At 43.8% G+C, this 22429-nt stretch carries 26 protein-coding genes; 21 read left to right on the top strand and 5 right to left on the bottom strand.

Features of this window, described 5'->3' with window-relative positions:
* Positions 1-6: 6 nt before the first annotated feature.
* The 16 genes from mgsA to V6D41_RS00190 all read left to right on the top strand — a co-directional run bounded on the left by mgsA (position 7) and on the right by V6D41_RS00190 (position 15068).
* Positions 7-420 (top strand): methylglyoxal synthase, encoded by a 414-nt coding sequence (gene mgsA / locus V6D41_RS00265; protein WP_333516907.1) that lies wholly within the window; start codon positions 7-9, stop codon positions 418-420.
* Positions 413-1123, top strand: coding sequence for a bacillithiol biosynthesis deacetylase BshB1 (gene bshB1, locus V6D41_RS00260; protein ID WP_333516906.1), 711 nt, complete (start codon positions 413-415; stop codon positions 1121-1123). The genes mgsA and bshB1 overlap by 8 nt, the downstream gene beginning before the upstream one ends.
* On the top strand, positions 1120-2253 hold the full coding sequence (bshA, locus tag V6D41_RS00255) for an N-acetyl-alpha-D-glucosaminyl L-malate synthase BshA (RefSeq protein ID WP_333516905.1): 1134 nt from the start codon (positions 1120-1122) through the stop codon (positions 2251-2253). The genes bshB1 and bshA overlap by 4 nt, the downstream gene beginning before the upstream one ends.
* 4 nt (positions 2254-2257) lie before the next feature.
* Complete coding sequence (locus V6D41_RS00250) at positions 2258-3451, top strand: CCA tRNA nucleotidyltransferase (RefSeq protein WP_333516904.1); 1194 nt, start codon at positions 2258-2260, stop codon at positions 3449-3451.
* Positions 3436-4413, top strand: coding sequence for a biotin--[acetyl-CoA-carboxylase] ligase (locus V6D41_RS00245; RefSeq protein WP_148961496.1), 978 nt, complete (start codon positions 3436-3438; stop codon positions 4411-4413). The genes V6D41_RS00250 and V6D41_RS00245 overlap by 16 nt, the downstream gene beginning before the upstream one ends.
* Positions 4414-4657: 244 nt before the next feature.
* Positions 4658-5491 carry a 3-methyl-2-oxobutanoate hydroxymethyltransferase gene (gene panB / locus V6D41_RS00240; protein ID WP_333516903.1) on the top strand — a complete coding sequence of 278 codons (834 nt, stop codon included), beginning with the start codon at positions 4658-4660 and terminating at the stop codon, positions 5489-5491.
* A 1-nt stretch (position 5492) separates the two neighbouring features.
* Positions 5493-6353, top strand: a complete 861-nt coding sequence (gene panC / locus V6D41_RS00235; RefSeq protein WP_333516902.1) for a pantoate--beta-alanine ligase — start codon at positions 5493-5495, stop codon at positions 6351-6353.
* A gap of 1 nt (position 6354) precedes the next feature.
* On the top strand, positions 6355-6738 hold the full coding sequence (gene panD / locus V6D41_RS00230) for an aspartate 1-decarboxylase (protein ID WP_148961499.1): 384 nt from the start codon (positions 6355-6357) through the stop codon (positions 6736-6738).
* A 125-nt stretch (positions 6739-6863) separates the two neighbouring features.
* On the top strand, positions 6864-9659 hold the full coding sequence (gene dinG, locus V6D41_RS00225; RefSeq protein ID WP_333516901.1) for an ATP-dependent DNA helicase DinG: 2796 nt from the start codon (positions 6864-6866) through the stop codon (positions 9657-9659).
* Between the two features lie 142 nt (positions 9660-9801).
* Positions 9802-9972, top strand: a complete 171-nt coding sequence (locus V6D41_RS00220) for a YpmA family protein (protein ID WP_003225588.1) — start codon at positions 9802-9804, stop codon at positions 9970-9972.
* An 8-nt stretch (positions 9973-9980) separates the two neighbouring features.
* Positions 9981-10466, top strand: a complete 486-nt coding sequence (gene tseB, locus V6D41_RS00215) for a cell wall elongation/penicillin-binding protein regulator TseB (RefSeq protein ID WP_087990510.1) — start codon at positions 9981-9983, stop codon at positions 10464-10466.
* Between the two features lie 22 nt (positions 10467-10488).
* Positions 10489-11670 carry an aspartate transaminase AspB gene (gene aspB, locus V6D41_RS00210; protein WP_148961502.1) on the top strand — a complete coding sequence of 394 codons (1182 nt, stop codon included), beginning with the start codon at positions 10489-10491 and terminating at the stop codon, positions 11668-11670.
* Positions 11671-11813: 143 nt separating this feature from the next.
* Positions 11814-13106, top strand: a complete 1293-nt coding sequence (gene asnS, locus V6D41_RS00205; RefSeq protein ID WP_333516900.1) for an asparagine--tRNA ligase — start codon at positions 11814-11816, stop codon at positions 13104-13106.
* Between the two features lie 94 nt (positions 13107-13200).
* Complete coding sequence (dnaD, locus tag V6D41_RS00200) at positions 13201-13899, top strand: DNA replication protein DnaD (protein ID WP_333516899.1); 699 nt, start codon at positions 13201-13203, stop codon at positions 13897-13899.
* A gap of 18 nt (positions 13900-13917) precedes the next feature.
* A complete protein-coding gene (gene nth / locus V6D41_RS00195) occupies positions 13918-14577 on the top strand; it encodes an endonuclease III (RefSeq protein ID WP_333516898.1) in 660 nt (219 codons plus the stop codon).
* The gene (locus V6D41_RS00190) at positions 14574-15068 is read left to right on the top strand and encodes a YpoC family protein (protein ID WP_333516897.1); all 495 of its coding nucleotides are present in this window, start codon (positions 14574-14576) and stop codon (positions 15066-15068) included. The genes nth and V6D41_RS00190 overlap by 4 nt, the downstream gene beginning before the upstream one ends.
* Positions 15069-15142: 74 nt before the next feature.
* Here V6D41_RS00190 and V6D41_RS00185 read toward each other — a convergent pair whose 3' ends face one another.
* Both V6D41_RS00185 and recU read right to left on the bottom strand, forming a co-directional pair.
* Positions 15143-17878 (bottom strand): PBP1A family penicillin-binding protein, encoded by a 2736-nt coding sequence (locus V6D41_RS00185; protein WP_333516896.1) that lies wholly within the window; start codon positions 17876-17878, stop codon positions 15143-15145.
* 21 nt (positions 17879-17899) lie between these two features.
* Positions 17900-18520 carry a Holliday junction resolvase RecU gene (gene recU, locus V6D41_RS00180; RefSeq protein ID WP_087990504.1) on the bottom strand — a complete coding sequence of 207 codons (621 nt, stop codon included), beginning with the start codon at positions 18518-18520 and terminating at the stop codon, positions 17900-17902.
* A 40-nt stretch (positions 18521-18560) separates the two neighbouring features.
* On the opposite strand from recU, the gene V6D41_RS00175 reads away from it, so the two are divergent.
* Positions 18561-19523 carry a DUF2515 domain-containing protein gene (locus V6D41_RS00175; protein ID WP_333516895.1) on the top strand — a complete coding sequence of 321 codons (963 nt, stop codon included), beginning with the start codon at positions 18561-18563 and terminating at the stop codon, positions 19521-19523.
* A 24-nt stretch (positions 19524-19547) separates the two neighbouring features.
* On the opposite strand, the gene sspM is transcribed toward V6D41_RS00175, so the two are convergent.
* Positions 19548-19652 (bottom strand): acid-soluble spore protein SspM, encoded by a 105-nt coding sequence (gene sspM, locus V6D41_RS00170; protein WP_003225606.1) that lies wholly within the window; start codon positions 19650-19652, stop codon positions 19548-19550.
* A gap of 198 nt (positions 19653-19850) precedes the next feature.
* On the opposite strand from sspM, the gene V6D41_RS00165 reads away from it, so the two are divergent.
* Positions 19851-20096 (top strand): DUF5446 family protein, encoded by a 246-nt coding sequence (locus tag V6D41_RS00165; protein WP_148961508.1) that lies wholly within the window; start codon positions 19851-19853, stop codon positions 20094-20096.
* A gap of 45 nt (positions 20097-20141) precedes the next feature.
* Positions 20142-20513 (top strand): YppE family protein, encoded by a 372-nt coding sequence (locus V6D41_RS00160; RefSeq protein ID WP_148961924.1) that lies wholly within the window; start codon positions 20142-20144, stop codon positions 20511-20513.
* Positions 20514-20552: 39 nt separating this feature from the next.
* Here V6D41_RS00160 and V6D41_RS00155 read toward each other — a convergent pair whose 3' ends face one another.
* Positions 20553-20741 (bottom strand): YppF family protein, encoded by a 189-nt coding sequence (locus V6D41_RS00155; protein ID WP_003225611.1) that lies wholly within the window; start codon positions 20739-20741, stop codon positions 20553-20555.
* A gap of 186 nt (positions 20742-20927) precedes the next feature.
* Between V6D41_RS00155 and V6D41_RS00150 the strand changes: the two genes are divergently transcribed.
* Entirely contained in the window at positions 20928-21296 is a 369-nt protein-coding gene (locus V6D41_RS00150) for a YppG family protein (RefSeq protein WP_148961509.1), read from the top strand.
* 20 nt (positions 21297-21316) lie between these two features.
* Here V6D41_RS00150 and V6D41_RS00145 read toward each other — a convergent pair whose 3' ends face one another.
* Positions 21317-21736 carry an Hsp20/alpha crystallin family protein gene (locus tag V6D41_RS00145; protein WP_333516894.1) on the bottom strand — a complete coding sequence of 140 codons (420 nt, stop codon included), beginning with the start codon at positions 21734-21736 and terminating at the stop codon, positions 21317-21319.
* A 137-nt stretch (positions 21737-21873) separates the two neighbouring features.
* Between V6D41_RS00145 and V6D41_RS00140 the strand changes: the two genes are divergently transcribed.
* Entirely contained in the window at positions 21874-22380 is a 507-nt protein-coding gene (locus V6D41_RS00140; RefSeq protein ID WP_333516893.1) for a PTS sugar transporter subunit IIA, read from the top strand.
* Positions 22381-22429: the final 49 nt, after the last annotated feature.

Here is a 22429-nt window from a genome sequence, read left to right as displayed (position 1 = left end):
TAAATGATGAAAATTGCTTTAATCGCGCATGACAAGAAAAAACAGGACATGGTTCAATTCACGACTGCCTATCAGAATATTTTGAGGCAGCACGATCTATACGCAACCGGAACAACGGGATTGAAAATTCAAGAGGCGACAGGTCTCCAAATTGAACGTTTTCAATCCGGCCCTTTAGGGGGGGACCAGCAAATTGGGGCACTGATCGCGGCCAATGCACTCGATCTAGTCATCTTTTTGCGCGACCCGCTGACTGCGCAGCCGCATGAACCGGATGTCTCGGCATTAATCCGGTTATGTGATGTGTATTCCATTCCGCTCGCCACAAATATGGGGACCGCGGAGATTTTAGTCCGCACACTTGATGAAGGTGTTTTCGAATTCCGCAATCTTCTTCGGGGAGAAGAGCCGAATGTATAATGCTGACGTTCTTGCTTTTGGCGCCCACAGTGATGATGTCGAGATCGGAATGGGCGGCACAATCGCAAAGTTTGTCAAACAAGGAAAAAAAGTAATGATATGCGATTTGACCGAGGCGGAACTCTCTTCAAACGGAACGGTCAGTTTACGTAAAGAAGAAGCAGCTGAAGCAGCCCGTATATTAGGCGCAGAAAAAAGAATGCAGCTAACGCTTCCAGACCGCGGCCTGATGATGAGTGATCAGGCCATTCGGGCGATTGTCAGTGTGATCAGAACCTGTCGGCCAAAAGCAGTCTTTATGCCATATAAAAAGGATCGCCATCCGGATCACGGCAATGCCGCCGCACTGGTGGAAGAAGCAATCTTTTCCGCAGGAATCCATAAATATAAAGATGAAAAGAGCCTTCCCGCGCATAAAATAAGCAAGGTTTACTACTATATGATAAATGGTTTTCATCAGCCTGATTTTGTCATTGATATATCGGATACAATAGAGGCCAAGAAACAAAGCCTCAATGCCTACAAAAGCCAGTTTATACCGTCAAAGGGTTCAGTTTCAACTCCTCTGACGAATGGCTATATCGAGATCGTTGAAGCGAGAGAAAAGCTTTACGGTAAAGAAGCGGGTGTGGAGTATGCCGAGGGTTTCTTTTCCAAACGGATGCTGTTGCTCGATCATGATGTGCTTGGGGGCGAACAATGAAAAAACTAAAAATAGGGATCACATGTTATCCGAGCGTCGGAGGCTCAGGTATCATTGCGACAGAACTGGGGAAGCAGCTTGCTGAAAAAGGACATGAAATCCATTTTATCACATCAAGCATCCCGTTTAGACTGAATACATATCACCCCAATATTCATTTTCATGAGGTTGAGGTTAATCAATATGCTGTTTTTAAGTATCCGCCGTATGATTTGGCATTGGCAAGCAAAATTGCTGAGGTGGCGGAACGGGAGAATTTAGACATTATACATGCTCACTACGCTCTCCCGCATGCGGTTTGCGCCTATCTAGCAAAGCAGATGCTGAAACGCAATATCGGCATTGTGACAACTTTGCACGGCACGGATATTACGGTGCTAGGCTATGACCCGTCTCTAAAAGATCTTATCCGTTTTGCCATTGAGGCATCAGACAGGGTGACTGCTGTCTCCTCAGCGCTTGCAGCTGAAACGTACGATTTAATTAAACCGGAGAAAAAAATCGAAACGATTTATAACTTTATAGATGAGCGCGTGTATTTGAAGAAAAACAATGCGGCGATTAAAGAGAAACATGGTATTTTACCAGACGAAAAAGTCGTCATCCATGTGTCCAACTTCAGAAAGGTCAAACGCGTGCAGGATGTCATCCGCGTGTTCCGGAATATCGCCGGCAAAACGAAAGCCAAGCTGCTTTTAGTCGGGGACGGCCCGGAGAAGTCGACGGCCTGTGAGCTTGTCAGAAAATATGGATTGGAAAACCAAGTCTTAATGCTTGGAAATCAAGACCGTGTTGAGGAGCTTTATTCTATTAGCGATCTGAAACTGCTGCTGTCCGAAAAAGAAAGCTTCGGACTTGTCCTGCTTGAAGCGATGGCTTGCGGAGTGCCTTGTATCGGAACAAACACTGGCGGTATCCCGGAGGTTATTAAAAACAGTGTGAGCGGGTTTTTGGTGGATGTCGGCGACGTTGCAGCCGCAACAGCCTGCGCGATGCGTATTTTAGAAGATGAACAGCTAAGCAAGGGTTTTACAAAGGCGGCAATGGAAATGCTAAAAAATGATTTTTCTTCACAAAAAATTGTCAGCCAGTATGAACAGATTTATGCCGATTTAGCAGAACCGGAGTGATCATATGGAACAAGTTTTTATCAAAGCGCTTCCCGTGCTCCGCACCTTAATTGAAGCGGGCCACCAGGCTTATTTTGTGGGAGGCGCAGTTCGAGACAGCTATATGAAACGAACGATCGGAGATGTCGATATTGCGACTGATGCGGCACCGGATCAAGTAGAACGGCTGTTTCAGCGGACGGTTGATGTAGGAAAAGAGCACGGGACCATTATTGTGCTCTGGGAAGATGAAACCTATGAAGTCACGACATTCCGGACTGAATCAGAGTATGAGGATTATAGAAGACCTTCAGAAGTGAACTTTATCACATCATTAGAAGAGGATTTGAAACGCAGGGATTTGACGATTAACGCGATGGCCATGACAGCGGAAGGTCAAGTGCTTGATTATTTTGGCGGCAAGAAAGATATTGATCAGAAGCTGATTCGAACCGTCGGAAGGCCCAAGGACAGATTTCAAGAGGATGCGCTTCGCATGCTGAGAGCCGTACGTTTTATGAGCCAGCTTGGCTTTACGCTTTCACTAGAAACAGAAGAAGCGATCACGAAGGAAAAAACACTCTTAACCCATGTTTCAGTTGAACGAAAAACAATAGAGTTCGAGAAACTGCTAAAGGGAAGAGCGTCCCGCCAGGCGCTTCAAACACTCATTCAAACGGGGTTGTACGAAGAACTGCCTGGTTTTTATCATAAACGAGAGAACCTGCTTGTGGCGAGTGAGTTTTCGTTTTACTCTTTAACATCCCGTGAGGAGCTTTGGGCTGCGCTTTTAATTGATCTTGAAATAGATTTGAAAGATGCGCCGCTTTTCCTGAAAGCATGGAAGCTTCCGGGAAAAGTAATGAAGGAAGCCATTCACATTGCCTATACGTTTGGCCAGAGCCTTGACGCTATCTCAATGTACAAGGCTGGGGAAAAAGCACTTCTTTCAGCGGCCAAAATATCACAGCTTCGGCAAAACGAAAAACTAGATGAAGAAAAATTGAAGGACATCCAAAACGCTTATCAAAGCCTGCCGATTAAAAGCCTTAAGGATCTTGATATCACGGGTAAGGATTTGCTTGCGCTGCGAAACCGGCCTGCCGGACAATGGGTGTCGGAAGAATTACAGCGGATTGAGCAGGCTGTTTTGACGGGAAAGCTCTCCAATCAAAAGAAGCACATAGAGGAGTGGCTGAAGACATGCGGTCAACATTAAGAAAAGATCTTATTGAATTATTTTCTCAGGCTGGAAATGAATTTATTTCCGGCCAAAAAATCAGTGACGCCCTCGGCTGTTCCAGAACTGCTGTGTGGAAGCATATTGAAGAGCTTCGGAAAGAGGGCTATGAAGTAGAAGCTGTTAGGAGAAAAGGATATCGTCTCATCAAAAAGCCCGGGAAACTCAGTGAAAGTGAAATTCGCTTCGGACTGAAAACGGAAGTGATGGGCCAGCACCTTATTTATCATGACGTTCTATCAAGCACGCAAAAAACGGCGCATGAGCTTGCAAATAATAACGCAGCAGAGGGCACTCTCGTGGTGGCTGACAAACAAACAGCCGGCAGAGGGCGAATGTCAAGGGTGTGGCATTCCCAAGAGGGAAACGGTATTTGGATGAGCCTGATTTTACGGCCTGACATTCCGCTCCAAAAAACACCGCAGCTCACATTACTTGCTGCAGTAGCTGTTGTGCAGGGAATAGAAGAGGCAGCAGGCATCCAAACGGATATAAAATGGCCTAACGATATTTTGATTAACGGAAAAAAAACAGTCGGCGTCTTAACAGAAATGCAGGCCGAGGAAGACCGGGTACGTTCGGTCATCATCGGGATCGGCATTAACGTCAATCAGCAGTCGGATGATTTTCCAGATGACCTGAAGGACATTGCGACAAGCCTCAGCCAAGCCGCCGGAGAAAAAATTGACCGGGCCGGTGTCATCCAGCATATCTTGCTTTCCTTTGAAAAACGATACCGGGATTATATGACGCACGGTTTTACGCCGATTAAGCTTTTATGGGAAAGCTACGCACTGGGAATCGGCACTAATATGAGGGCCAGAACATTAAATGGAACATTTTACGGGAAGGCGTTAGGTATAGATGATGAAGGTGTTCTTCTTTTAGAAACGAAGGAAGACATTAAAAAAATCTATTCTGCCGATATAGAATTAGGTTAATGTGTTGGTACAAGACCGTTGATTTTGGTATACTTCCATTGGGCAGTATCGCCTGCGAACTGCACCTATTATAAAAATAGATTGACATTGCAGCAGTCTGCCTTGATCCAAAAAAGGACTGGGACAGAGGGATGAAACTCGCCGAACTTTAGAAAGTGAAGAATCCTTCTCGTGTAACGGAAGGTTTTTTGGCTTGTATAAGAAAACGGCAGCTCATCTCCTCTAAACATGAGGAGGAGAAAACATGAAAACAAAACTCGATTTTCTAAAAATGAAGCAGACTGAAGAACCGATTGTGATGCTGACTGCTTATGATTATCCGGCAGCTAAGCTTGCTGAACAAGCGGGAGTTGACATGATTTTAGTCGGTGATTCACTCGGAATGGTCGTCCTCGGACTTGATTCAACTGTCGGCGTGACAGTTGCGGACATGATCCATCATACAAAAGCCGTTAAAAGGGGCGCGCCAAATACATTTATCGTAACGGATATGCCGTTTATGTCTTATCACCTGTCCAAGGAGGATACGCTGAAAAATGCAGCGGCTATCGTTCAGGAAAGCAGAGCTGACGCACTGAAGCTTGAAGGCGGAGAAGGCGTGTTTGAATCCATTCGCGCATTGACGCTTGGGGGCATTCCGGTAGTCAGTCATTTAGGCCTGACACCGCAGTCAGTCGGTGTATTGGGTGGATATAAAGTACAGGGCAAAGACGAACAAAGCGCCAAAAAATTAATAGAAGACAGTATAAAATGCGAAGAGGCAGGAGCAATGATGCTTGTGCTGGAATGTGTGCCTGCAGAACTCACAGCCAAAATTGCCGAGATGCTAAGCATACCGGTCATCGGAATCGGTGCCGGTGTGAAAGCGGACGGACAAGTTCTCGTTTATCATGATATTATCGGCCACGGTGTAGAGAGAACACCTAAATTTGTAAAGCAGTATACGCGAATTGACGAAACAATCGAAACAGCAATCAACGGATATGTCCAGGATGTAAGATATCGTGCTTTCCCTGAACAAAAGCATTCCTTTCAAATGAATCAAACAGTGCTGGACGGCTTGTACGGAGGAAAATAAGATGAGACAGATTACAGATATTTCACAGCTGAAAGAAGCCATAAGACAATACCAGTCAGAGGGGAAGTCAATCGGATTTGTTCCGACGATGGGCTTTCTGCATGAAGGGCATTTAACCTTGGCAGACAAAGCAAGACAAGAAAATGACGCCGTCGTTATGAGTATTTTTGTGAATCCTGCGCAATTCGGTCCTAATGAAGATTTTGAGGCATATCCGCGCGATATTGAGCGGGATGCGGGCCTTGCAGATAACGCAGGAGTCGATATTCTTTTTACGCCTAGTGCCCATGATATGTATCCTGGCGAGAAGAATGTCACGATTCACGTCGAAAGACGAACGGATGTTTTATGCGGACGCTCAAGAGAAGGACATTTTGACGGTGTTGCAATTGTACTGACGAAGCTGTTCAATCTTATGCAGCCGACCCGCGCCTATTTCGGTTTAAAGGATGCACAGCAGGTGGCGGTTGTTGATGGCTTAATCAGCGATTTCTTCATGGATATTGAACTGGTTGCTGTCGATACAGTCAGAGAGGAAGACGGCTTAGCCAAAAGCTCCCGCAATGTATACTTAACTGCTGAGGAAAGAAAAGAAGCGCCTAAGCTGTATCGGGCCCTTCAAACAAGTGCGGAGCTGATCAGAGCCGGCGAAAGAGACCCTGAAGCGGTGATAAAAGCTGCGAAAGAAATCATTGAAACGACAAGCGGCACCATTGACTATGTGGAGCTTTATTCCTATCCGAAACTCGAGCCTGCGGACAAAATGGAAGGAAAGGTCATTCTGGCTGTTGCAGTTGCTTTTTCAAAAGCGCGTTTAATAGATAATATCATTATTGATATTCGAGAAATGGAGAGAATATAATATGTATCGTACGATGATGAGCGGCAAGCTTCACAGGGCAACCGTTACGGAAGCAAATCTGAACTATGTGGGAAGCATTACAATTGATGAAGATCTTATTGATGCAGTGGGAATGCTTCCTAATGAAAAAGTGCAAATTGTGAATAATAATAATGGAGCGCGTCTGGAAACGTATATTATTCCTGGTGAACGCGGAAGCGGCGTCATCTGCTTAAACGGTGCAGCCGCACGCCTTGTGCAGGTAGGAGATAAGGTTATTATCATTTCCTACAAAATGATGTCTGATCAAGAAGCGGCAAGCCACGAGCCAAAAGTGGCTGTTCTGAATGATCAAAACAAAATTGAACAAATGCTGGGGAACGAACCAGCCCGTACAATGTTGTAGAAGAAAAGCCCCCTTTATCGGGGGTTTTCTTTTAAGATTTTGAGAGTAAAACGGTTTTGCCGCTCCATTTCCGTACAAAACGTGTTACACTTTTGTCGTATGCAAGAATTGAGGTGTCCATTTTAATGAATAAGCAACGGTTCGTTGTTATAGATGTAGAAACAACAGGGAATTCGCCGAAGAAAGGCGATAAAATCATACAAATCGCAGCGGTTGTAATTGAAAATGGACAAATTACTGAGCGGTTTTCAAAATACATTAATCCAAATAAATCCATTCCTGCTTTCATTGAGCAGCTTACAGGAATCTCCAATCAAATGGTAGAGCATGAACAGCCGTTTGAGGCTGTCGCTGAGGAAGTGTTTCATTTGCTTGACGGCGCTTATTTTGTCGCCCACAATATCCATTTCGACCTTGGATTTGTCAAGTATGAGTTACATAAGGCGGGCTTTCAGCTCCCAGATTGTGAAGTGCTGGATACTGTCGAACTCTCCCGTATTGTTTTTCCAGGGTTTGAAGGGTATAAGCTGACCGAATTAAGCGAGGAGCTTCAACTGCGGCATGATCAGCCGCACCGGGCTGACAGCGACGCTGAAGTGACAGGGCTTATTTTTTTGGAAATCCTTGAAAAGCTGCGGCAGCTTCCTGATCCGACATTAAAACAGTTAAGAAGACTTTCGCAGCATTTTATCAGTGATCTGACGCATTTGTTGGATATGTTCATTTATGAAAACAAACATACCGAAATACCCGGCTATGCGCGCTTTTCTTCCTTTTCTGTCAGAGAACCTGAATCGATCGATGAACGTGTCAATGAAGACGGGAACTTCTCATTTGAGATGGAAAATTGGGAAGCGGGCAATGAAAAAGCGCTGTCTGCGTTAATGCCCGGTTATGAAAAAAGAGACGGCCAAATGATGATGATGAAAGAGGTGGCTGAAGCGTTTGCAAATCGTGAGCATGCGCTGATTGAAGCTCCTCCGGGAATCGGAAAAACGATTGGCTACCTCATTCCGGCTGCGCTTTTTGCCAAGAAATCAAAAAAACCGGTCATTATCAGCACGTATTCAACGCTTTTACAGCAGCAGATTTTGACAAAGGATTTGCCGATTGTCCAAGATCTGTTTCCATTTCCGGTAACAGCGGCGATTTTAAAAGGACAATCGCATTATTTATGCCTGTATAAATTCGAGCAGGTGCTTCATGAAGAAGATGATAATTATGATGCCGTATTGACAAAGGCACAGCTCCTCGTTTGGCTGACTGAGACAAACACAGGAGATGTAGCTGAACTGAATCTGCCTTCAGGCGGAAAATTGCTGTGGGACAGATTGGCTTATGACGATGGCTCCTATAAAAGAAGTCGCCATGAAAGTGTGACCGGCTTTTATGAGCGTGCCAAGGAGATTGCCATGCGTTCCGATTTGGTGATTACCAACCATTCCCTTTTGCTGACCGATGAAGGCAGCCAGAAAAAAAGACTCCCTGAAAGCGGCACATTTATTATCGATGAAGCCCATCATTTTGAACGTGCGGCGAGCGAACATTTAGGAAAAAGAGCCACATATATAGAATTGCATTCTAAATTGAACAGAATCGGCACTCTGAAGGAACAGGGGCTTCTAAAAAAGATGAGACAGCTATTTCAGCGAAACAGCCTGCCCGTTGATTCTTTTTTCGAATTGGAAGAGTGGATTCAGCACATCCAAGCAGAAAGTGACGCTTTCTTCAGCTCTGTGCATTCTTTTGTAAAACGAAGAAAACCTAAAGAAGACTTAAACCGTCTAGTCTATAAGGTGAACAAAGAAAGCCAAGATAAAAGCTGGCCTATTTTAACGGATGGAGCAGAGAGGCTTTGTTCCATGCTGACACATTTGCAGCAGCTTTTTGAGGCACAGTCGGCTCTGATGGAAAAACATCTGACGAGTATGAAGAGCAAAACCGCTTTTTTAGCCGATGAATATCAAAGAGTCATGAAAGGCTTGCAGCATTACTGTCTAACGTTGCAGAAGCTGTTCTTTGAGTCTGATGATGATGAAGCGGTTTGGGTTGAAATAGACGCAAAGGGAGCAAAAAACGCAGTAGCCATTTACGCACAGCCGCTTGAACCTGGTGAACTCCTCGCTGATCAGTTTTTTGCGCGCAAAAACAGTGTGGTGCTGACATCTGCAACCCTTACTGTCGAAGATTCATTTCAATTTATGATTGAACGTCTGGGACTGGATGACTTTTTCCCGCGAACATTGAGAATTGAGTCGCCTTTTTCTTACGATGAGCGTATGCGGGTGATGATTCCAAAAGAAATGAAATCAATCCAAGATACAGGGCAAACTGAATTTATACAGGATACGGCCCGTTATATTGAACTGATGGCAAAGGAAAAACAGCCCAAAATCCTTGTGCTGTTTACGTCTCATGATATGCTGAAAAAGGTTCATCAGGAACTGAAGCAAGCGATGAGTACTTCCGGCATTCAGCTCTTGGCGCAAGGAATTTCAGGCGGAAGTCCAGGCAAACTGATGAAAACTTTTAAAACATCCAATCAGGCGATCTTGCTTGGTACAAATCACTTTTGGGAAGGCGTTGATTTTCCTGGTGATGAGCTGACAACGGTAATGATCGCAAGGCTTCCATTCCGGTCCCCTGATCATCCGCTTCATGCTGCGAAATGCGAGCTTGCCCGAAAACAAGGGCGGAATCCGTTTCAATCAGTATCACTTCCGGAAGCTGTGCTGACCTTCAGACAAGGAATCGGCCGCTTGCTGCGGACAGCGGGAGACAAAGGGACGATTGTCATATTGGACAGACGGATTAAAACGGCAGGTTATGGCCGGCTGTTTCTTGATGCCCTGCCGACAACTTACGTATCCGAAATGACTGACAGCGAGCTTGAGGCTTACGTTGCAGGGGAAAATGAATAAAAGCCGCATAAAGCGGCTTTTGCGGTGTGGGAGTAGGATGGTGTTTTATTTAAAAGCGGTTTTGCCGCTCTGTGATACTAGTATGGCGTGTCCTGAAATGGAGTATGACTAACAATATTTGTTCAAACTGGAGGATGAAAAAATGGAAAGCAAAATCGAGATTCTTTCAACAATTAATGTAGAGCATTCTGATGACCTTTATAAAATTGTAGACACACTGAATCGGACACTGAAAAGAGATAATCTGATGTTCGGCCTTGCGCTGGATGAAGAAAACAAAAACCAAGCCGTTTTTACCATTTATCGTACGTAGGTGAGAAGATGAGAAAAAAAGCATTAATATTTACCGCCATTTTTGGTATTATTTTTTTAGCAGTACTTCTTGTCTCGGCAAGCATTTATAAATCAGCCATGGCACAAAAGGAAGAGGGGCACGAAGCAGCAGCTGCTGAAGCTAAAAAAGAAACCGATCTCGCCAACGTTGATCAAGTCGAAACATTTGTCGGAAAAGAAAAATATTATGTTGTAAAGGGAACGGACAAAAAAGGAAGCAAACTATATGTCTGGGTTCCTGCCGATAAAAAAGCAAAAATTCTCTCAAAAGAAGCAAAAGAGGGAATCTCCGAAGACAAAGCGGCGAAAATCATACAGGATGAAGGGCTGGTTTCAAAGCAAAAAGAGGTTCATCTGGCAAGAGAGGGAAATGTCCTGCTTTGGGAAGTAACGTACTTAGACAAAGAAGGTCAATACAGTTTAAGTTATGTGGACTTTACAACTGGAAAGATTCTCAAAAATATGACGCCTTAAGACGAATTAGGGGGAGTTCAAGTTGAAACTGGCAAAAAGAGTATCCGCATTAACACCGTCTACCACACTGGCAATCACAGCAAAAGCGAAAGAACTGAAAGCGGCAGGCCATGATGTTATCGGCCTAGGGGCAGGCGAACCTGACTTTAATACACCGCAGCACATCATTGATGCCGCTGTACGTTCTATGAACGAAGGCCATACGAAGTACACGCCTTCAGGTGGTCTGGCTGAACTCAAAAACAGCATTGCAGAGAAATTTAAACGTGACCAGAATATTGAATACAAACCGTCTCAAATGATTGTCTGCACAGGTGCCAAACATGCTCTGTACACCCTTTTCCAAGTGATTTTGGATGAAGGAGATGAAGTCATTATTCCAACACCTTACTGGGTGAGCTATCCGGAGCAGGTGAAACTCGCTGGCGGAAAGCCTGTTTATGTAGAAGGGCTTGAGGAAAATCATTTCAAAATTTCTCCTGAACAGCTGAAATATGCGATCACGGAAAAAACAAAAGCGATCGTCATCAATTCTCCAAGCAACCCGACTGGCGTTATGTATACGGAAGACGAACTGGCGGCGCTCGGTGAAGTGTGCCTTGAACATGACATCCTGATTGTGTCTGACGAAATTTATGAAAAACTTACATACAGCGGAAAGAAACACGTTTCCATTGCACAGCTGTCTGACAGCCTGAAAGAGCAAACGGTTATTATTAACGGCGTGTCGAAGTCACACAGCATGACGGGCTGGAGAATCGGTTATGCGGCGGGGGCTGAAGACATTATTAAAGCAATGACTAACCTTGCAAGCCACAGCACGTCAAACCCGACATCAATCGCACAGTACGGAGCGATTGCTGCTTATAACGGGCCTTCTGAGCCGCTGGAAGAAATGAGAGAAGCGTTTGAACATAGATTAAACACGATCTATGCAAAGCTTTTAGAGATCCCCGGGTTCAGCTGTGTGAAGCCGGAAGGTGCTTTTTACTTGTTCCCGAATGCAAAAGAAGCAGCTCAAACTTGCGGTTTCAAAGATGTAGACGAATTTGTTAAAGCGCTTCTTGAGGAGGAAAAAGTTGCGATTGTTCCTGGCTCCGGATTTGGCTCTCCTGATAATGTACGCCTTTCTTACGCAACATCGTTAGAACTTCTTGAAAAAGCGGTTGAGAGAATCAAACGTTTTGTAGAAAAACATAGCTAACAGATCAAAAAGCGGCTGACAGAAAAGCCGCTTTTTATCTGCATTGACCCGGCTAGTTAAGAGCGGGTATAATAAAGTGATGATAAAAGAGTTCGAGGGGCAATGGGCTTCCGAATGTCTTTCTTGTTTTGGAGGGAAATATGTTGAAAACAACAATCAACCAAGTGTACAAACACGTAGGTGAGGAAGTAACGATCGGAGCTTGGGTCGCTAATAAGCGTTCAAGCGGGAAAATCGCGTTTTTGCAGCTGCGGGACGGTACCGGCTTTATTCAAGGTGTCGTAGTCAAAGCGGAAGTGGAAGACAGTATTTTCCAAACAGCTAAATCAGTGACGCAGGAAACGTCACTCTATATAAAAGGGATTGTCAAAGAGGACGAGCGTTCTCCGCTAGGTTATGAGCTAGCTGTGACAGGTATCGAAGTCATTCACGAAGCGACTGATTATCCAATTACGCCAAAAGAACACGGCACAGAATTCTTGATGGATCACAGACATTTATGGCTTCGTTCAAAACGCCAGCATGCCACCATGAAAATCCGTAATGAAATCATTCGCGCGACTTATGAATTTTTTAATAACGAAGGCTTCGTAAAAGTGGATCCGCCCATTCTGACTGGAAGCGCACCTGAAGGAACAACAGAGCTCTTTGCAACAAAGTACTTTGAGGAAGATGCTTACCTGTCTCAAAGCGGCCAGCTCTACATGGAAGCTGCGGCAATGGCTTTAGGAAAAGTATTTTCCTTCGGGCCGACATTCAGAGCGGAAAAATCTAAAACAAAACGCCACTTGATCGAATTCTGGATGATCGAACCGGAAATGGCGTTTGTACAATTTGAAGAAAACCTTCAAGTGCAGGAAAATTACGTTTCTTTCATTGTGCAATCCGTGCTTAAGAATTGCAAAATTGAATTAAACACATTAGGAAGAGACACATCAAAACTTGAGCAAATCAAAGCTCCGTTCCCAAGAATCACTTATGATGAAGCGCTTGATTTTCTAAAAGAAAAAGGCTTTGACGATATCGAGTGGGGAGACGACTTCGGGGCGCCTCATGAAACAGCGATTGCGGAACACTATGACAAACCGGTTTTCATCACTCGCTACCCGACGTCCTTAAAACCATTCTATATGCAGCCGGCTTCTGACCGCGAGGATGTCGTGCTCTGCGCTGACCTGATTGCGCCGGAAGGATATGGAGAAATCATCGGCGGATCTGAACGGATTCACGATATGGAGCTTTTGGAAGCGCGTCTTAAAGAACATGGACTGGATTCTGACGCATATAAATGGTATGCTGAACTTAGAAAATATGGATCAGTTCCTCATTCAGGCTTCGGCCTTGGATTAGAGCGGACAGTAGCTTGGATCAGCGGAGCGCCTCACGTTCGTGAAACCATTCCGTTCCCAAGACTGTTAAACCGTCTATATCCATAATACATTCAAATGAAACAAGAAAAAGAGTCTCCTGCAAGGGAGACTTTTTACAGTAAAGGGGAAAACATGATCCTTTACAGTAAGAGGTGTGACGATGAAAAAACAGCAATTTATTGATATGCATGAACAGGGAACGTCAACAATCCCTAATCTTCTGCTTACGCATTATAAACAGCTCGGGCTTAACGAAACAGAACTTATTCTGCTCTTAAAAATTAAAATGCATTTAGAAAAAGGATCTTATTTTCCTACACCGAATCAGCTGCAAGAAGGGATGTCAATTTCTGTTGAAGAATGCACAAACAGATTGCGGATGTTTATTCAAAAAGGTTTTCTGTTTATTGAAGAATGTGAAGACCAAAACGGTATCAAATTTGAGAAATATTCTCTTCAGCCTTTATGGGGCAAGCTGTACGAGTATATACAGCTTGCACAGAATCAAACGCAGGAAAGAAAAACAGAAGGGGAACAAAAAAGCCTTTATACCATTTTTGAGGAAGAGTTCGCAAGGCCGTTATCACCTTTAGAGTGTGAAACACTGGCCATTTGGCAGGATCAAGATCAGCATGACGCACAGCTGATCAAACACGCCTTAAAAGAGGCGGTACTGTCAGGGAAACTCAGTTTCCGCTACATTGACCGGATTTTGTTTGAGTGGAAGAAAAACGGGCTGAAAACTGTGGAGCAGGCAAAAATCCACAGCCAGAAATTCCGGCGGGTACAAACCAAGCAGACTGAACCACAAAAAGAGTATAAAAGGCAAGTTCCTTTTTACAATTGGCTTGAACAATAAAGTGAAAAGGTGACAATCGTGTTAAATCTAAAACAAATTGAATTCTGTTTGGACAAGATAGGCGACATGTTTCCCCACGCAGAGTGTGAACTGGTTCATTCCAATCCTTTTGAATTAGTGGTGGCAGTCGCTTTATCTGCGCAATGTACAGATGCACTTGTAAACAGGGTGACCAAAACATTATTTCAAAAATATAAACAGCCGGAAGACTATCTGGCTGTTTCGCTGGAAGAACTTCAGCAGGATATTAAATCAATCGGTTTGTATCGTAATAAGGCAAATAACATCCAAAAATTGAGTGAAATGATTATTGAAGATTACGGCGGAGAAGTGCCGAAAGACCGCGATGAGCTTGTCAAACTGCCTGGTGTCGGAAGAAAGACCGCCAACGTCGTAGTATCTGTTGCCTTTGGCGTGCCGGCCATTGCTGTAGACACCCATGTGGAGAGAGTCAGCAAACGTTTGGGAATCTGCCGGTGGAAAGACTCGGTGCTGGAAGTGGAAAAGACGCTGATGCGCAAGGTGCCAAAAGAAGACTGGTCTGTTACCCATCACCGGCTTATTTTCTTCGGCAGATATCACTGTAAGGCCCAGTCTCCGCGCTGTGCGGAATGTCCGCTGCTGTCTTTGTGCAGAGAAGGGCAGAAGAGAGATAAAAAAGGACTGGTGAAACGATGACGCAAGCGAAAGACGTGTTGGCTTCCTATGAGCAGTACTTAAGCAGTCTTGGCCAGATGAACTCCCTGGATATATCAGAAGCCTTGAGAATCAACCCTGTGTATGTTGACCTCTGCATGGAGTCTCAAGGCGTTTTGCCATGGGAGGACAGCGGCAAGTACGTCCCGCTTTTATTTGAAGTATGGGAAGACATCAAAGAATCACTTCTCCCAGTCTTTCAAACACGGAAATCAAGATGTGACCAAAACGACATGTTAAAGGGCATTGTATGTTTACTTGCTTCGTTTCACTGGACAGCGGGTGAGCGGGTAAAATCGCTCGATTGGCCAGAACTGACGGAAAAATCATTTCCCGTGAAGCCAATCAATTGGCCTGAACGAGTAGAATTTATTCTTCTAAAGCCGACTCAATACCATTGCTTTATTCAGCTTGATGAGCTGTTTGCTGAAATGAAAAAGCATTTTTATAAATACCATGCGATGAATCGATAAAACCTCCCCTTAAAAAGGGGGAGGTTTTTATGTCGAAGAAAAAGCCATCACCCAAAAGGATGATGGCTTTTTGTTTAGTTTGTTTTTTCTGTGGATGATGAGTTCGTTTGTGTTTTGTCAGGTTTGTCTGTTTTGTTCTTATTTGTATCAGAGCCTGATGAATCATTTGTATCTGAGTTCGAATCACCATCCGACTTATTCTGATTGTTGTTATTGTTGCTGTTATCATTGGTTTGGTCTTGATTGCTGTTGTCGGACGGATTGGTGTTCGGGTTGTCTTGTTTTTTATCTTGGTCGTTTGTTGAGTCATCTTTTTGATCTTGATCTGTCTGATCTTGATCTGTTTGTGAATCATCAGTTTGTGTGTCATCCTGAGTCTTCTCATCATCTTGCTTTTCATCATCGGTTTTCTCTTCGTCGTCTTTATCTTCTTCATCCTCAGCCTTCGGCACTTCATACGAAGTGGCGGCTGTATCGCTGCGGACATCGTCGCTGATGGCTGTTACTTGGAATTTATACACAGATCCAGGCTGCACACCGGATATGACGGCTTCTTTTGCAGAACTGTTCTGAATCTCGGAGTAGCTGCCGCCATCGACAGACTGCTTCACTTCAAAGGTGGCATCACCGTCATATTTCCAGCTTAATGTCAGAGATTGGTTGTCTTTATCATATTTCACGTTTAAGCCAGTCGGTTTATCTGTTTCTTCTTTTTCATACGTTTTAGAAACAGTGGAAGGTGCAGTGCCTTTGACAAAGTACTCCGTGAGTTTTTTATCGCTTGGCGTATTCGGCCCAGCCAGTTTTGCCGGGTTAGAGCCTTTTTCTACAGTGGCTTCAACTACGCTGTCAGGCTTCTCAAACGATCCGCTTCCGTCATCGACATCGGCAATGAGCTGGGCGAAGATTCGTTTTGCGACTTTTTGCTCTTCAGCAGAAAGTGATTTCTTTCCAGCATCGTTTTCTTCCATACCCGTCCAGACGGCTGCTGTATATTGCGGTGTGTAACCGACGAACCAAGAATCTCGGGCACCGCCGCTTGCGATATTGTACTTTTGGACTTCACTTTCATCAAAGTTTGTAGTCCCGGTTTTACCGGCTACTTCTACTCCAGGTACTTGTGCAAGCTGTCCAGTACCTGTCTTAACAGCTGTTTTCAGCATATCTGTAATCATAAACGCAGTATAATCGCTCATTGCTGATTTTGATTTCGGTGTTAAGTCAAGCTTTGTGCCATCGTTGAATTCAATGGACTTCACAAAATGCGGGTCGTTATACGTTCCGTTATTTCCAAACGAGCTGTATGCGCCTGCCATAGTTAGAGGAGAAACACCATCGTCTCCACCAAAACCGCCAATTGAGTAGGCCTCAGATACATTATCCTTTGTTAATCCCAGTCCAAGACCATTTGCAAAGTCTACTGCAGCATCTTTACCAGCTGCCTGGAAGGCTTTTAAAGCAGGAATGTTACGAGACTGTGCCAATGCTTGGCGCATAGACATTAGTTCTTTATATTTGCGGTCAAAGTTACGGATCGGTGTTCCATCAGAATACGTATAAGCTGAGTCATCAATTTGTTCATACGTAGACCATTTTTTGTTTTCAATAACTGGACCGTAGTCTAAAATCGGCTTTATGGTCGAACCAGGCTGTGCCTTAGTTTGAGTTGCATAGTTAAAGCCTCCGACAGGCTGATTGCGCCCAGCACCAATCGCGCGGACTTCTCCGTTTTTTGTATCGAGAAGGGTAACGCCGCCCTGCATGCCTTCAGTAAATCCGACGGTGTCTCCGTCCATTAATTCATCTAGTTTGTCTTGTGCTTTTGTATCTAATGTCGTATAAATTTTTAATCCGTCAGTTCCTGGATTGACATCAGATTTTTCTTCAATTTCTTTCATGACTTCTTCAACAAACGCGCTGTATTTGTTTGAATTGTTTTTTTCATATTCTTTTTGTGACACAACGCCTTCGTCTTTCATCGCGACATTTTTGGTTTTATTATATTCAGAATCGGAAATAAATCCTTGCTTTTTCATCAGACTGAGTACGATGTTCCGCCTTTTTTCCGCTTTATCCGGGTTTTTAACGGGATTGTACGTTGTCGGGCTTTGCGGCATGCCCGCAAGTGTCGCCGCTTGTTCCACAGTCAATTTGCTTAAATCTGTGACGCCGAAAAATTCCTCCGCCGCTTTTCCGATTCCATATGCTCTAGGAGAAAAATAAATCCGGTTTAAATACATTTCTAAAATTTCGTCTTTAGAGTAATTGCGCTCCAGCTGAATCGAAAGCCACACTTCCTGTACCTTCCGTTTCAGCGTCTTCTGATGAGAAAGAAGGGAGTTCTTGACGACCTGCTGGGTGATCGTGCTTCCGCCTTCAGCTCCGAAACCGTCTGTAAAGTTGGCGACTACGGCGCCGCCGATACGGACAGGGTCAATCCCGTGGTGTTCATAAAAACGGGCGTCCTCTGTCGCAATAAAAGCTTCTTTTACAGTATCAGGAATTTCATCTATTGAGACGTAGGTCCGCTTTTCGGAGCCGTATTCAGCGATCTCTTCTCCATTTCTATCATATATTGTCGAAGAATAAGGCGTCTTTAATTTGTTTTCGTCAAGTTTTGGCGCATCGGAAACCATGACAGCAAATGTGACGGCACCGCCGACTACACCTAAAACAAACAGAATGAGTAAAGTAAAAAGGGTCTTTTTAAACCATCCGCCTTTTTTTCGTTTCTTGCCTTTTTTCGGTGAAGGACTCGATTTGCTGTTCGCTTTTCGTCGAGCTTCACGGCTGTTAAATTGATCTGACATCACATCTCAACCTTTCGTTAATCAACCTTTCGCACTAGATGACGGCGAAAAATAAAGCTGTTCAATAATACTAATATAATCAATTCTAGGTGCGTATCCAAGAGAAATCGGATACGCCGCTTCCTCTAATTCATCTTTTCGAATTGATTTTCTGCCGTTTTTTTCTTTTCTGTCCCAGAAATCCAACAGTTTATCGGCTTCCAAAAAATAAACCTGGTCGAAAGCGGATATAATAACAAAACAAATGCCGTCTTGAGCCATTACCTGCTTCATATGCTCGATTTGATGGTCATGAAAATTCTGCAGGGGGAAAGAGGTCTTGTTTTTCGTTTCTTTCGCCTCAAAATCAATATACCGCCCTTTGTAAATCCCGTTATAATCTGTCGTCGATGATTGTTTAAAGTAAGCTTCTTTAATCACCGCGGCGCTTCTTTTTGGATAATGGACATTTACAATTTGAACAGGTGTCGGCTTTTTGTGTATGACGGCAATTTGGTTTGTCAGATAATACTTATTCGTTTCGTTTAAGTCATCTTCGAGGGTCATTCCGCGATTACTGTAGGACGGGGCCCTTTTCTGACTGTTTTGGGATGAAACCGAATGTTTCGGCTGAAACGTTTTTCCGTTAGGATACCGAATCACTTTCTCATCCTCCTTATTAAACTATTCGTGACGGAAGTGAATGTACGTGCAAGAACAACAGGCCATCAGAAAGCTTCTTAGCCGGATTGAACGGCAGACAAAAGCAAAAAACGCAGATAACATTTCAAGAACGAACGCATATAAAGCATTTTATGACTGTCATCCGGAAATCAAATGGTCGCTCTTAGCATCTTTTGTTTCTCGCAATGCCGGCTGGTCAATGACTGACTTAAAAGGCAGTCTGTTTCAGCTTGGACTCCGTGAGAGACAGCAAAAGTGGTTCTTTTTAGCCTATGAAAGAGCGAACTGGCTTATTTTTTCGGATGCCTATCCGCAGCTTCTTTTGTACCACTGGTCAAAAAAAATCGGGAAACCGCTGTTCCATCATCTCCATGTGTTTGGCGTCTCGCAATTTATGACGGAAGAATGGGCCCATTTTTGGCATGAGCGAAACACGGAGCGGCTGATGTATGCCCTCATTGTAAATGAACAAAACACTATCCAAACACCTATTATACAAAATCCTTCGTTTAAAAAGAACGTTTTTGACACGATTCCTTTTTATTTAAGTGACTGGTTTCATTTTAACACCGTTATTTTTCCTTCTTCAGACGGGTTTCTTTACGGCATTTCAGTGAAACGCTTTTCAAAGACAGAGGAAAGGATAAGGCTGGGAAAGCAGCTGTCTCAATTGCTGTTCAGCCCCGAATTATTCTCCTCTTTTTATCACTTTTTGCACACAGTGCCGCACACAGGATCCCGTTTTGATATGGAAAAAATGATCGGGATCACAAAAAGAACATCTCCTATGTTAAGGACATGTTACCCTGAGTTCATCCACTCATTAGACGGAAAGAAAACGGATTGGTTTCATGGAAAGATCAAGAAAGCGTTCTTTAGACGTGAGGAATTGCCGAAGCAGATTGAATTGACAGACTGGTATCTGCATAAAAAACGCCAGCTTCATGCTCTTTTTGCGGTCGAGCATTGGCTGAAAAAATAAAGAAGCAAGGAATTTCCTTGCTTCTTACGTAGAAGGGCGGTTCGGGCCGCCTAATTTTTTATCTAAAGAATCGATTGCTTTTGATTCAGTCTTTTTTTGCTGGCCGGCTTTTTTCGGTCTGGTTTTCATACGGCACCTCCTCACAAGTATCGTTTGCATTAAGGGGGAGGATCATACAATTTTTGCGGTTGTTTTTGTCGAAAACTTCAGCTTTCCGTGGAAAACCTGTTTGTTTGGCGATTTGCTTCTAGTTTTGTCATGAGGAAGGAAAGAGACTGAAGAGCAAAGAATCTTAACCGGGAGAGACAAGGAAAGGGAGGTACACGAATGTCCGGTTACGTAAGCAAGACAGATATTCTCCGTATGCTTTCTGATATAGAAGATGAATTAACCCGAGCCGACCAAAGCCTGAACCATTCCTTAAACGCATGGGAGGCTGAGATGCGGGAAAAGGAAAACGATCGCCTGGGTGTGCTGGAAGAAGAAATCATGGACCTTCATATTTGTATAAATGAGCTGCATCAATCACCTGAACACAGGTATGCATTTGAAAAGGTATACCGCATCGGCTGAATTTGCGGGCGAAATTTGGTACGATATTCATTGAGGTGAAGGATGTTGCAATCACAAACATTGCTGGAAATGACCGAGCAAATGATTGAAGCTGCTGAAAATGGCGCTGATCGATACCAGGAAGGAAAAGACAAGAATCTTTCATATGATTTTTTTGAGACGATAAAGCCTGCAGTTGAAGAGAATGATGATCTGGCGGCTCGCTGGGCGCAAGGGGCGCTTGAATTGGTAAAAGCCCGCCGTCCGAAATATGTGCATAGAGAGCAAATTGAGACCGTAAAGGACAATTTCCTGGAACTGGTCCTTCAATCATATGTTCATCATATTCATAAAAAACGATTCAAGGACATCACTGAGTCAGTCCTTTATACATTGCACGCGGTAAAGGATGAAATTGCAAGAAAAGACAGCCGGTAAAGGCTGTCTTCTTTTAAGTTTGTTATAGGGGGCCGGACGTTAATTCAACTCATATGCCGGGCTTTCTGCTCCATTTGCTTCGAGAACCTTCATACTGTTACGAAACTCAGTTGTGCTGAGATGTCCTTGAATATAGAGGAACTTGGCAAAGTCCATCAGTTTATTCATACAGTCTGTTTCATATTTCTTCATTTCTGCAAAACGTTTGCTTAAGTATGATACGTTCATTATGGTGCATCCCCTCTCATCTGTATTGAAAATATGGTACCATAATGATTCGACTTTTTTCTGTTTTTAAAAAATTTAAACTTTCGACACAATTTGACAAACACGAATCAGAACCTGTGACACAACCAATAGACTTCATTCATACATATATAGAAGAGAAACATGTTGAGTTTAGGGGGAATCGCAATGAACAGGAGTTCTCAAAGCTATCCTCGGCAAATGGACTATTATTATCCTCAGCAAATGCAAGGATATTATCAGCAGGCAGCACATGGACAATACTGGCCGCAGCAGCATTATGGACAGCAGGATTTTTATCAGCCGCATTCTCCGCTCCAGCCGATGCCTACGCAGCCTCCAGTATTCTCCAACCCTTATCCAATCCCAAGGCCTAACCAGCAGCAGCCCTCACAATTTCAAAGTATCATGTCGCAGTTCAAAAAAGCCAACGGGCAGTTTGATTTTAATAAAATGATGGATACGACAGGTCAAGTGATGAGTGCAATGAATCAGGTCGGATCTTTAATAAAGGGATTTACGAGCTTTTTTAAATGATAGAAGCATGAATGAATCACTCATTCATGCTTCTTTTTTGGGAAGATAAGTGTCATTGTCTGCTCGTTCCAAGATGTTTCCATATCTTCTTGGTGTACTTCATAAGGCAGCTGAACCGTTCTGGTCATGCTTGTAAAAGTGGCCTCATTTTGCTGTTTTTGTTTCTCTTGGAGAGTTACATGCAGATACCTCGATTTAATATCAACGACGATCTCGCCATCTCGAAACGTCTCCGGAATCGTGATATCGACATACAGCCCGGTATCTCTTTCTCTGACACGTATGGTCGTCTGTACATCCTTTAAACTCGAGTTGATCAAGTTTTGAAATCCGTTTAATAGGTTGCCGAATGCTGAGGATTGAAAAAGATGGTCCATTGCCTGCGCGATGATTTCTTCTTTCTTTTGAAGTTCGTTCTTTTTGTCATCATAGAGTTCCAAATTTGCCACCGCCTTTTTTAACCAGATTATGCGCCTGTGCCAGATGTTGTTATAAATTGAAGCAAAATTGAAAGTGTGGTTAAATAGTGGTGATTGAAGGGATAATGGTTGAGGCGAATGAGAAGGGAGAAAACACATTGCTGAAAAAATTATTCGGAATGGGCAAAACTCAGGAAAAAGTGGCAGAAGAGGTTATTTATTCTCCGGCAGATGGTACGGTAATGGACCTGACTGATGTGCCGGACCCTGTTTTTTCACAGAAAATGATGGGGGAAGGAATAGCGGTGGAACCATCAAACGGTGAAATCGTTTCACCTGTTGAAGGTGAAGTGATTCAGATTTTCCACACCAAACACGCCGTGGGCATTCGGACTCGATCGGGAATTGAACTTTTAATTCATGTCGGGCTGGAAACAGTCAATATGAACGGAGAAGGATTTACTGCCCACATGAAAGAAGGGGATAAAGTGAAGATCGGTGATCCGTTGATTACGTGTGACTTGGAATTAATTAAAGAAAAAGCGAGCAGCACGGTCATTCCGATCGTTATCATGAATGGTGAGGCTGTAGGATCAATTGTGCCGGCAGGCGAAAACGCTGCCCTCAAAGGAGAAACAAAGCTTCTCACAATAAAAGCGAAATAAGCAGGGCGCATGCCTTGCTTTTTTTATTCGATTGTATAAAATTTGCACC

The organism is Bacillus sp. 0102A, assembly GCF_036765155.1.
In the GTDB taxonomy this organism is placed as follows: Bacteria; Bacillota; Bacilli; order Bacillales; family Bacillaceae; genus Bacillus; species Bacillus subtilis_G.
The sequence above is the reverse complement of the archived record's forward strand: the minus strand, read 5'-3'. Positions and strand labels throughout refer to the sequence as shown.